10 protein-coding genes are annotated in these 10,687 nt (G+C 75.2%); 6 read left to right on the plus strand and 4 right to left on the minus strand.

Features of this window, described 5'->3' with window-relative positions:
- Positions 1–33: 33 nt before the first annotated feature.
- Together ACWDCZ_RS36430 and ACWDCZ_RS36435 are read right to left on the minus strand one after the other, a co-directional pair.
- Positions 34–897 carry an NAD-dependent epimerase/dehydratase family protein gene (locus tag ACWDCZ_RS36430; RefSeq protein WP_449818133.1) on the minus strand — a complete coding sequence of 288 codons (864 nt, stop codon included), beginning with the start codon at positions 895–897 and terminating at the stop codon, positions 34–36.
- Between the two features lie 209 nt (positions 898–1,106).
- Entirely contained in the window at positions 1,107–1,637 is a 531-nt protein-coding gene (locus tag ACWDCZ_RS36435; RefSeq protein WP_449818134.1) for an EF-hand domain-containing protein, read from the minus strand.
- A 163-nt stretch (positions 1,638–1,800) separates the two neighbouring features.
- Between ACWDCZ_RS36435 and ACWDCZ_RS36440 the strand changes: the two genes are divergently transcribed.
- Both ACWDCZ_RS36440 and ypfJ read left to right on the plus strand, forming a co-directional pair.
- Positions 1,801–2,637 carry a helix-turn-helix transcriptional regulator gene (locus ACWDCZ_RS36440; protein ID WP_449818138.1) on the plus strand — a complete coding sequence of 279 codons (837 nt, stop codon included), beginning with the start codon at positions 1,801–1,803 and terminating at the stop codon, positions 2,635–2,637.
- 188 nt (positions 2,638–2,825) lie between these two features.
- Complete coding sequence (gene ypfJ / locus ACWDCZ_RS36445) at positions 2,826–3,731, plus strand: KPN_02809 family neutral zinc metallopeptidase (RefSeq protein WP_049655538.1); 906 nt, start codon at positions 2,826–2,828, stop codon at positions 3,729–3,731.
- Positions 3,732–3,781: 50 nt separating this feature from the next.
- Here ypfJ and ACWDCZ_RS36450 read toward each other — a convergent pair whose 3' ends face one another.
- Positions 3,782–4,681, minus strand: coding sequence for a LysR family transcriptional regulator (locus ACWDCZ_RS36450; RefSeq protein WP_049655544.1), 900 nt, complete (start codon positions 4,679–4,681; stop codon positions 3,782–3,784).
- A gap of 149 nt (positions 4,682–4,830) precedes the next feature.
- On the opposite strand from ACWDCZ_RS36450, the gene ACWDCZ_RS36455 reads away from it, so the two are divergent.
- The 3 genes from ACWDCZ_RS36455 to ACWDCZ_RS36465 all read left to right on the plus strand — a co-directional run bounded on the left by ACWDCZ_RS36455 (position 4,831) and on the right by ACWDCZ_RS36465 (position 8,771).
- The gene (locus tag ACWDCZ_RS36455; protein WP_199823141.1) at positions 4,831–5,331 is read left to right on the plus strand and encodes a hypothetical protein; all 501 of its coding nucleotides are present in this window, start codon (positions 4,831–4,833) and stop codon (positions 5,329–5,331) included.
- Positions 5,324–6,970, plus strand: coding sequence for a multicopper oxidase family protein (locus ACWDCZ_RS36460; RefSeq protein ID WP_449818135.1), 1,647 nt, complete (start codon positions 5,324–5,326; stop codon positions 6,968–6,970). The genes ACWDCZ_RS36455 and ACWDCZ_RS36460 overlap by 8 nt, the downstream gene beginning before the upstream one ends.
- Before the next feature lie 163 nt (positions 6,971–7,133).
- The gene (locus ACWDCZ_RS36465; RefSeq protein WP_049655540.1) at positions 7,134–8,771 is read left to right on the plus strand and encodes an alkaline phosphatase D family protein; all 1,638 of its coding nucleotides are present in this window, start codon (positions 7,134–7,136) and stop codon (positions 8,769–8,771) included.
- Between the two features lie 57 nt (positions 8,772–8,828).
- Here ACWDCZ_RS36465 and ACWDCZ_RS36470 read toward each other — a convergent pair whose 3' ends face one another.
- The gene (locus ACWDCZ_RS36470) at positions 8,829–10,025 is read right to left on the minus strand and encodes a DNA gyrase subunit B (protein WP_449818136.1); all 1,197 of its coding nucleotides are present in this window, start codon (positions 10,023–10,025) and stop codon (positions 8,829–8,831) included.
- A 260-nt stretch (positions 10,026–10,285) separates the two neighbouring features.
- Here ACWDCZ_RS36470 and ACWDCZ_RS36475 point away from each other — a divergent pair.
- Positions 10,286–10,687 (plus strand): LppU/SCO3897 family protein (locus ACWDCZ_RS36475; protein WP_449818137.1); only part of this gene is annotated, 402 nt, incomplete at its 3' end.

Below are 10,687 nucleotides of genomic sequence, written 5' to 3' on the forward strand. Positions count from 1 at the left end.
CGGCGTCCCCCCAGCCCGCTACGCGGGGGCGGGTCAGGCTCCGAGGAAGCGCTGCAGCTCGTCCAGGACGTAGTTGGCCCCGGTGTACAGCGGACGCCAGCCCAGCTCCCGGCGCGCCGCCGCCGTCGACACCTGCCCCTCCCACGGGTCGAACGGGGCGTCCGGCGAACCGCCGGGGTGGACCCGCCCGTTGAGCGCGTACAGGTCCCAGGCCGTCAGCGGCGCGTCGTCGCCGACGTTGTACGTGCGCCCCTCGACGCCGGGCACCGTCACCGCGCGCCACAGCGCCCGCGCCACGTCCGCGTGGTGCACCACCGCCAGGCGCTGGTGCGCGGGCCAGTGCGCGGCCCAGTTCAGCGACTGCGCCAGGTGCGGATCGCCGTCCCCGTACACGAACGCCAACCGGGCCACCACCAGCGGCAGTTCGTCCCCGAGCGCGCGCAGCCCCTCCTCCGCCCGCGCCTTGGACGCCGCGTACACCCCCCACGCCGGATCCGGCGCCGTCCGGTCGCCCTCCACGGCGGGGCGGCCCAGCCCCCGCCCGTACACCAGGTTGGTACTGGTGTGGACGAAGCGCGCGACCCCGGCCTTCGCCGCCTCCCTCCCCAGTGCCACCGCCGCGTCCCGGTTGACCGCCCACGCCGTCCCGTCCGGCACCCCGCGCAGCGCCGCCGCCACGTTCAGCACCACGTCGGCCCCGTCCAACGCCCGCGCCCGGTCGCCCTGTTCGCACAGGTCGCCGACCACCACCTCCACCCCGTCCAGGCCCCGGGCCCTCGCCGCGTCGCGCACCAGCACCCGCACCGAGGAGCCCTCCGCCCCCGCCCACCGCACCAGCCGCGGCACCAGCCGGCTGCCCACCGAACCCGTCGCGCCCGTCACCAGGATCTTCGCCATCGCCCGTCTCCTCCAGGGAGTCGCTTCCTCCGACGCCCACCACCCTGCCCGCGGCGCGAGGGGCGCGGCAGAGACCTCCCGATCCAGGGACCGCCGATCCCCGGCTGGGGCCACGGGGCGCCCGGGCGGGCTCCCGGCCGCCGACACCCGCCGACACCTGCACCGGCCGCACCGACCGCCGACGCCCGCACCGACCGCCGGGAGCCAGGTCAGCGGACGGCGGGCTCCCGCGGGCCGGGGTGGCCGTCACCGTAGGCGCCGGCCATGGGGGAGGAGCCGGTGGTGAGGAAGTCGTGGATCGCCACCAGGTAGACGGCGCGCTCCACGGTGCCCTCGCCGCCCGTGTCGAGGGCGTCGAACGCGGCGGCGGCCCCCTCCGGCGGGTTGTCGCTCGCCGCGCGCAGCCGGGCGAACTCCCCGCGGGTCACACGCCCGTCGCCGTCGCCGTCGGCGAGGTCGAACAGCGAGCCGAGCGCAGGCCGACAGGTCTCCTCGAAGGCCTCGTGACCGGCCCAGGCGCGGTACTCCTCGAAGGTGACGCCGCCGTCCCCGTCGCCGTCCATCTGCCGGAAGACCTCCTCGTGGGTCGCGCGGGCCGCGGCCACCAGCGGGTCGTACGGGCCGCGTCCGAAGGCCGAGGCCGCCCGGTCGACCCGGGCGAGGTACTCGTCGTGGGAGATCACGCCGTCGCCGTCGGTGTCCAGCATCGCGAAGATGCGGCGCTTCGCCTCGTCCGACATTCCGTCACCATCCGTTCTCTCAGGGGAAGTTCTGCCGGTCCACGCTACCGGCGGGACGCGCGCGGGCCGGGAAGGCGCGGCACGGGAGCGGGCGGCGTCCCGGCAGCCGGGGACCGGCGATCCCTGGCTGCGCCGCGCCCCGGCGGGCCATGCTGGGGGCATGATCGACCGAACGGCGCTGGCCGACTTCCTCACCCGGGCCCGGGCCCGGCTCGCCCCCGCCGACCTCGGGCTGCCGCCCGGGGCGCGGCGGCGCACACCCGGACTGCGCAGGGAGGAGGTGGCACAGGTCGCCGGGCTGTCCGTCGACTACTACGCGCGCCTGGAACAGCGCCGCGGCCCCCAGCCCTCACCGCAGCTGCTCGCCGCCCTGGCCCGGGCCCTGCGGCTGAGCGAGGACGAACGCGACCACCTGTTCCGCCTCGCCGGGCACGAGCCCCCGCGCCGGCACGGCCCGCTCGGCCACGTGCGCCCCGGACTGCTGCTCATCCTCGACCGGCTGCACGACACGCCCGCCCAGGTGGTCTCCGACCTCGGCGACGTCCTCGCGCAGAACGCCATGTCGGCCGCCCTGTTCGGGGACCACACCGCCCTGGCGCCCGAGCGCCGCAACCTCCTGCTGCGCTGGTTCACCGACCCCGACACCCGCACGCTGTTCCCCGCCGAGGACCACGACGACCTCGCCCGCGCCCACGTCGCCGCCCTGCGCGCCGCCCGCACCGCCCGCCCCGGCGACCGCCGCGCCGCCGAGCTCCTCGACGAACTCCTCGCCGACGGCGGCGAGTTCACCGCCCACTGGGAACGCCACGAGGTCGCCCGGCGGCGCAGCGGCCGCAAACGGCTCCTGCACCCGGTGGTCGGGCCGCTGGACCTGGAGTGCGAGGTGCTGGCCGCCGGCGGCGAGGACCAGCTGCTGCTGGTGCACACCGCCGCGCCCGGCAGCGACTCCGCCTCCCGCCTGGAACTGCTGCGCGTCGTCGGCGCCCCCGCCCCCGCCTGACGCCCGCACCGGCATCGGAAGGCCCCGCTGCGCGACGAGGCGGGCCGGGGCCCGTAGGCTGGGCCGGGCCGTGACGGCACAGACCGTCACCAGAGCGCACAAAGCGACCGACCGACCGATCGACCGACCGACAGATCGACTGATCGACCGATCGCCAGAGACCGACAGAAGCGGGCAGGCAGGGGCACATGCAGTTCGACGACCAGGGCGACCTCGACACCTCGCAGGTGGACGACCGGCGCGGCATCCCGGGCGGGAAGGTCGCCATCGGCGGCGGGGCCGTGGGCCTGCTCGCGGTGCTGTTCGCGGTCGTCCTCGGCGTCGACCCGCAGCTGCTGGGCCTGTCCTCCGGCTCCGGCTCCTCCAACTCCTCCACCGGCACCCGCACCGCCGGCGAGGTGCAGCAGGCCTGCAAGACCGGCGCCGACGCCAACAAGCGCCAGGACTGCCGGATCGTGGCCGTCACCAACAGCCTCCAGGAGTTCTGGCGCACCGAGCTGCCGCGCGCCGCCAAGATCCCGTACAAGAACGCCGAGACGGTGCTGTTCACCGGCCAGGTCTCCACCGCCTGCGGCCCGGCGACCTCGGCGGTGGGCCCGTTCTACTGCCCCGGCGACAAGAAGGCCTACTTCGACCTGGGCTTCTTCAACGAGCTGTCCGCCCGCTTCGGCGCCAAGGGCGGCCCGTTCGCCGAGTCCTACGTCGTCGCCCACGAGTACGGCCACCACATCCAGACCCTCACCGGCGCCATGCAGAAGGTCGGCAACGACCGCCAGGGCGCCGCCAGCGGCTCGGTCCGCCTGGAGCTGCAGGCCGACTGCTACGCCGGGGTGTGGGCGCACCACGCCACCACCACCCCGCAGGCCTCCACCGGCCGTCCGCTGATCGCCTCGCTCACCGACCAGGACATCGCCCAGGGCCTGGACGCGGCCGCCGCGGTCGGCGACGACCGCATCCAGCAGCAGGCCACCGGCCGGATCAACCCGGAGGCCTGGACGCACGGCTCCGCCGAGCAGCGCAAGGCCTGGTTCACCACCGGCTACCGCGGCGGCGACTTCGCCCAGTGCGACACCTTCTCGGCCGCCAAGCTCTAGCACCACCGCCCGCGGGGACCGGCCGCGACGTCCGCCCGCGGCGCCCGTCGTCAGAAGCCCCGCTGCGCCTGCCCGCTCCGCGCCCAGTCCCAGCCCGCGATCGCCTCGCGCAGCCGGCGGGCGCCGGCGGGCAGGCGCGTGTCCGAGGCCCAGAACAGGGTCAGGGAGCGCCGGCAGTCGGGGTCGTCGACGCCGACCCACACCAGCGGCAGGCGGGTGGCGGTGCGCCGGGAGAGCGCGGGCACCAGGCCGATGCCCAGGCCCGCGCTGATCAGCTCGGCGATGGCGCCGGCCTCGTCGCTCTCGCAGACGATCCGCGGCTCCAGGCCGCGGGCGGCGAACAGCCGCTCCAGCAGGCGGCGCTGCCAGTGCCCGGGGCGGGCGGCGATGAACGGCTGGTCGGCGAGGTCGTCGACGCCGACCGCGGTGCGCCCGGCCAGCGGGTGGCCGGGGGCGACGGCCAGCCCCACCTCCTCGTCCAGCAGCAGCACCGACTCCAGGCCCTCGGCGGTGATCGGCTGGGAGACGACGGCGAGGTCGACGTCCTGGGCCCGCAGCCGCCGGGCCGTCTCCCGCGCGGGCAGCTGGTGCAGTTCGACCTCCACCCCCGGGTGGCCGCGCTTGAACGCGGCCAGCGGCCCGCTGAAGGCCAGGAAGGTCTCCGAGGCCAGCCGCACCGTGCCCAGCCCCTGCCCGGCGGCCTCCGCCACCGCCCGCCGGCCCGCCTCCAGTTCGCCGAGCGAACGCTCGACGTAGCCGCGGAACAGCTGCCCGGCCGCGTTCAGCCGCAGCCGCCCGCCGCGCTCGAACAGCGGGGTGCCCAGCTCGGCCTCCAGCCGGGCGATGGAGCGGCTCAACGACGGCTGGGCGACGCGCAGTTCCTCCGCCGCCCGGCTCAGGTGCTCCAGCCGCGCCACCGCCAGGAACTGCGCGAGCGTGTTCAGGTCCACGAAAGCCCCCATGCCCCAGCGGTCATAACGCCATAGCGATATTGATCTTAGACAGGATAGCCGGGCGGACATAGCGTCAGGGACGGGCCGCGCACCGCCCGCAGCGGTGCGCCGGCCCGGACGCCCTGTACGAGGAAGGACCCCGCGCCATGGCCACCGCCGCCCACCAGACCCCACCGGAGCCCGAGGCCCGGTCCGCCACAGGGGAGCGGACCGGGCCGCGGGCAGGGGCCGACCCGGGGGAGCGGACCGGGCCCGCCGGACGGACCCTGCGCGCCGTGGCCGCCGTCCACACCGCCGCCGCCTTCGGCCAGCCCGTCTTCGCCGGCGTCTACCTCAGCGGCGACTACGACGCCCTGGGCTGGCACACCGCCGGCGCCAACGCCGTCACCGCCCTCGGCTACCTGCAGCTGGTCGCCGCCCTCGTGGTGTGGATCCGGCTGCGCCGCTCCTGGCCGGCGGCCGCCACCCTCGCCGCGGTCGCGGCCGAGACCGCGCAGTACGTCGCCGGAACGGAAGGCGCCCTGTGGCTGCACCTGCCGCTGGGCGTGGCGACCATCGCCGGCCTCGCCGTGCTCACCATCGCCCTGTGGCGTACCCCGCTGCCCCCGCGCCGGCCCCTCCGCCGGGAGGACGACGACCGTGCCTGAACCCCACGTCAACCTGACGCGCCGTCAAATCCTCGGCATCGGCGGAGCGTTCGGCCTGCTCACCACCGCCTCGCTGGCCGGCGCGGCCGCCCTCGCCCGCCGCCCCGCCACCACCGGCGCCGAACTGCGCACCGCCGCCGCCCTGCCGCCCCCCTACCAGGTGCCGCTGCCGCTGCCCGCCGTCGCCAGGCCCGTCTCCACCGACGGCGGCACCGACCGCTACGAGATCGTCCAGCGCGAGACCAGCGCCGAGATCCTGCCCGGCCTGCGCACCCCGCTGTGGACGTACGGCGGCTCCTTCCCCGGCCCCACCATCGAGGCCCGCCGCGGCCGGCCCGTCACCGTCACCCACCGCAACGAACTGCCGGTGCCCACCGTCGTCCACCTGCACGGCGGCCGCACCCCCGCGGACTCCGACGGCTACCCCACCGACCTCGTCCTGCCCGCCGCCTGGCCCCAGACCCCCCAGACCATGCCCGGCATGCCCGGCATGCCCGGCATGGACAGCGCGGGCGGCCACGCGGGCGGCACGGGTACGGGCATGGCCGACCCCCGCGCCGTCACCAGCCGCCTGCGACGCGACTACACCTTCCCCAACGACCAGCGCCCCACCCTGCTCTGGTACCACGACCACCGCATGGACTTCACCGCCCCCGCCCTCTGGCGCGGCCTCGCCGGCCTGCACATCGTGCGCGACGACGCCGAGGACGCCCTCGGCCTGCCCGCCGGCCCCCACGAGATCCCCCTGATGATCACCGACCGCGCCTTCACCGCCGACGGCGCCCTGACCTACCCCTCCCTCGACCCCGCCCTGCGCGACCGCCCCGGCGTCACCGAACCCCACCTCGCCGGCGTCCTCGGCGACGTCGTCCTCGTCAACGGCGCCCCCTGGCCCGTCCACGAGACCGACGCCGCCCGCCACCGCCTGCGCCTGCTCAACGCCTCCAACGCCCGCCACTACGAACTCGAAGCCCGCACCGAGGACGGCCGCCGCCTCGACCTCGTCCAGATCGGCGCCGACCAGGGCCTGCTCGCCGCCCCCGTCACCCACCGGAGCCTGCCCGTCGCCCCCGCCGAACGCTACGACCTCGTCGTCGACTTCGCCCCCGCCCCCGTCGGCTCCCTGGTCCGGATCGTCAACCGCCTCGGCACCGGCCGCACCCGCGACGTCATGGCCTTCCGCATCGCCCGCCCCGCCCCCGCCGACGACAGCCGCATCCCGCCCCGCCTCGCCACCGACCTGCCCGACTGGCGGCGCGAAGACGCCGTCCGCACACGGGACTTCGCCTTCCGCGCCGGCCGCATGAACGGCGGCCACGGCTGGCTCATCGGCGGCCGCCCCTTCGACCCCGCCCGCACCGACGTCACCGTCCCCCTCGGCGACACCGAGATCTGGCGCCTGATCGCCGACGTCCACCACCCCGTCCACCTCCACCTGGTGGGCTTCCGCGTCCTCACCCGCGGCGGCCGACCCCCACTGCCCCACGACGCCGGCCTCAAGGACACCGTCTCGCTGCGCCCGGGGGAGTCCGCGGAGATCATCACCCGCTTCGACGGCTACCGCGGCCGCTACCTCTTCCACTGCCACAACGCCGAGCACGAGGACATGGGGATGATGGCCAACCTGGAAGTCGTCTGATCCCTTTCACCCCTGTTCGGGGGGATCCGCCGGAACTGCCGGACCTTCACGGCTCTCGCACCGGATGATCACTCTGCTGCCGGAATCCCGACCCCCGCCGTACGGGGCGGTCCACTCCAATTCCCTTCGCACACCCCCCGAGCAGCGAAAGGCCACCACCCCCATGACCCGCCCCGACGACCACCCCACGCCCGACCGGATGCTGCGCGAGGCCGCCTCCCGCCTGGACCGGCGCCGCTTCCTCACCGTCACCTCGGCCGCCGCCGCGCTCGCCTTCAGCGTCAACCTGCCCTCCGCGCACGCCGCCGACAACGAGATCGCCCCGCGCGCCATCGGCGACGATCCCTTTACCCTCGGCGTGGCCTCCGGCGACGCCACCTCCGACGCCGTCGTGCTCTGGACCCGCCTGGCCCCCCGCCCGCTGGAGCCCGGCGCCGGCCTGCCGCCCACCGGCTCCGTCCGGGTCGGCTGGGAGATCGCCCGCGACGAGAAGTTCCGCCGCGTCGAGCGCCGCGGCACCGCCCGCGCCCACGCCGAGTTCAACTACGCCGTCCACGTCGACGTCGACGGCCTCGACGCCGCCCGCACCTACTGGTACCGCTTCACCGTCGGCACCTGGGCCAGCCCCGTCGGACGCACCCGCACCGCCCCGCCGCGCGGCCGCAAGCTCGACAGCGCCCGCATCGCCTTCGTCTCCTGCCAGGCCTACGAGGACGGCTACTTCACCGCCTTCCGCCACCTCGCGGGCGAGGACCTGGACGCCGTCTTCCACGTCGGCGACTACATCTACGAGTACGGCATCGACGCCGCCGGCGGCGACCGCAAGTACACCGACCGCACCCTCGCCGCCCACTTCAACCACGAGACCACCACCCTCGAGGACTACCGGCTGCGCTACTCCCTCTACAAGAACGACCCCGACCTCCAGGCCGCCCACGCCGCCCACCCCTGGTACGTCACCTGGGACGACCACGAGGTCGAGAACAACTACGCCGCCGGCATCCCCGAGAAGAACCAGGACCCGGCCCCCTTCGTCGCCCGCCGCGCCGCCGCCTACCGCGCCTACTGGGAGAACCAGCCGCTGCGCATGCCCCAGCCCCGCGGCACCGAACTGACCCTCTACCGGCGCGTCCACTACGGCCAGCTGGCCCAGTTCGACATCCTCGACACCCGCCAGTACCGCGACGACCAGGCCAACGGCGACGGCTGGCAGTACCCCACCCCCGAGTCCGACGACCCCAAGCGCACCCTCATGGGCGCCACCCAGGAACGCTGGTTCGCCGACGGCCTGCGCCACTCCAAGGCCACCTGGAACGTCGTCCCCCAGCAGGTCGTCTTCTCCCGCCGCAAGAACACCACCGCCGAGCGCTCCAAGCTCTCCATGGACGCCTGGGACGGCTACCCCGCCGCCCGCGAGCGCTTCCTGAAGGCCGTCGACCAGTCCGGCGTCAAGAACCTGGTGCTGCTCACCGGCGACGTCCACGTGGCCTACGCCCTGGACGTCAAGCGCGACTTCAACGACCCCAACTCCCGCACGGTGGGCGTGGAGTTCGTCGGCACCTCGATCAGCAGCGACGGCGACGGCGAGGAGAAGCCGTCCAACTGGGGCAACCTCATGGCGGCCAACCCGCACATGAAGTTCTACGACGGGCGCCGCGGCTACACCGTGCTCACCCTGGACCGCCACCGGGCCCGCGCCGACTACCGCGTCGTCTCCCACATCACCCGCCCCGGCGGCACCCTGTCCACCGCCGCCTCCTTCACCACCGAGGCCGGCAACCCGGGCATCCGCCCGGCCTGACGGCCCTTGGCCTCCCGGTCCCGCCGCCTTGAGGGAGGCGGCGGGGCCGGGTGCCGCTCAGGCGCCCCGGACGAGGCGTTCGACGACGGCCGCGGCCTGCTGCGGGTGCTCCTCCAGCCAGGCATCCAGGTGGCGTCGGACGGCCTCGGCGACGCAGGCGCGCACGGCGGTGTTGCCGAGCACGTCCAGGGTGGAGCCGTGGAACTCGGGCTCGTCGAGCTTCACCGACACGACCGCCGTCAGGCCCGCCCAGGCCTGCCCGGCACTCAGGCAGGGTTCCGCCGGGGCCGGCCGGAGCCGCTTGCGCGCGTACGCGTCGAGCGCGGCCGCCACCCCGTCGCGGAAACCGAGTTCATGGGTGCCGCCGCGCGGGGTGGGCCGGCTGTTGGCGAAGCTCCGGACCCGCTCCTCGCCGTCGGCGCGCCAGCGCAGGGCCACCTCCACCGTCCCCGCCATCCGCGGGTCCTCGCCCTCGAAGGCGAGGGTGCCCGTGGCGGCGGGCGCCGCGTCCCGGGCTGTGTCCCACGCTGTGTCCCGGGCCGTGTCCCGGTTGTCGAGGAATGCGACGAACTCCCGTACCCCGCCGGGGGAGTGGAACCGCTCGGACCTGGGCTCGCCGGGCCCGCGCCGGTCGGTCAGTGAGATGTCCAACTCGCGGTTCAGGAAGGCCAGTTCACGGAATCGGTCCGCCAGGTCGTCGAAGGAGAGCAGCGCTGTCCCGAAGACCTCGGCATCCGGCCAGAAGGTGAGGACGGTCCCGCTGCCGGTCGCCGGGCCCGCGTCGGTGAGCGGGGTGACGGCCGTGCCGCGCGCGTACTCCCGTTCCCAGCGCACCCCCTCGCGCCGCACCTCGGCCGTCATCCGGTCCGACAGGGCGTTGACGGCGGCCGGGCCCGCGGCCCAGTGCCCGAGCGCCAGGTCGCTGCGGCCGCGACCGGGCCCCGCTCCGGCGTTCAGACGGGTCAGCAGGGTGTCGAGGTCGGGCTCACCGGTGCCCTCCGCCCCGCGGACGGGGACGCCCGGGCCGTCGTCGGCGACGCGCACGCCACCGTCGGAGGTGAGGGTGACCTCGACGCGGCTGGCGCACCCGGCCAGGACCTCCTTCACCGCCCGGTCGGCGACCTCGAACACCAGCTGGCGCAGGCCGCGTTCACCGGTCGAGCCGATGTACATTTCGGGCCGCTTCCGTACGGCTTCCAGGCCCTCCCACACCTGGATGCGGGCGGCCTCGTACCCGGTCTTCTCCTCGTTCACGATGTCCCCTCCGAAGGTGTCCGGCAGAGCTCCACAGCCTAGGCGAATTTCGGCATAATGCCAGGTCAGAGCCTGTTTGCCGAGGGCGCAGGCGGGCGCGTGAGCGCCTGCCCGCGGGCGCCCGCCGCAGGGGTCCCGGACGCCCGCCGGAGCGCGGCCCCGCCCCCGCCGGGGCCGCGTACGGGGCCGTTCCAAGCGCTCCCGAGGTCCCCCGATCCAAGTTTTTCGCGCCCTGTCCGCCGGCGGACCCCGGCAAGCCGGTGTACCTGCGGCCCGCCATCGCCGGCCTGCTCGTCCCGGCGGTCCTGATCCCGCTGATCGTCGTCATGGCCAAGCGCGACCCCGAGTTCGCCAAGGCCGGCGACTGCATCCACAACAACAACCCGATCGCCGCCGCCCTGCCCGGCGTCGTCGACAGCAACCCCGACATCGACGTGGTCCCCTGCTCCGACCCGAAGGCCGAGGCCCGCGTCGTCGGCCGCGAGGACGACACCACCGACGGCGAGAGCGCCTGCCGCAAGTACCCCACCGCCGACGGCTACTTCACCTCCAAGCACGGCAGCGACAGGTACACCGGGCTCTGGACGGCCTACTACCTGAAGAAGGCCGACCCCGGTCTCCGGATCGCCGTCCTCGAACGGCGGTTCTGCGGCTACGGCGCC

This window comes from Kitasatospora sp. NPDC001225 (assembly GCF_053597855.1).

Excerpts from the sequence above, each read along its gene's own strand:
- ACWDCZ_RS36430 (WP_449818133.1), bottom strand. The coding sequence starts at position 897 with ATGGCGAAGATCCTGGTGACGGGCGCGACGGGTTCGGTGGGCAGCCGG.
- ACWDCZ_RS36455 (WP_199823141.1), top strand. The coding sequence starts at position 4,831 with ATGGCCACCGCCGCCCACCAGACCCCACCGGAGCCCGAGGCCCGGTCC.
- ACWDCZ_RS36465 (WP_049655540.1), top strand. The coding sequence starts at position 7,134 with ATGACCCGCCCCGACGACCACCCCACGCCCGACCGGATGCTGCGCGAG.
- ypfJ (WP_049655538.1), top strand. The coding sequence starts at position 2,826 with ATGCAGTTCGACGACCAGGGCGACCTCGACACCTCGCAGGTGGACGAC.
- ACWDCZ_RS36435 (WP_449818134.1), bottom strand. The coding sequence starts at position 1,637 with ATGTCGGACGAGGCGAAGCGCCGCATCTTCGCGATGCTGGACACCGAC.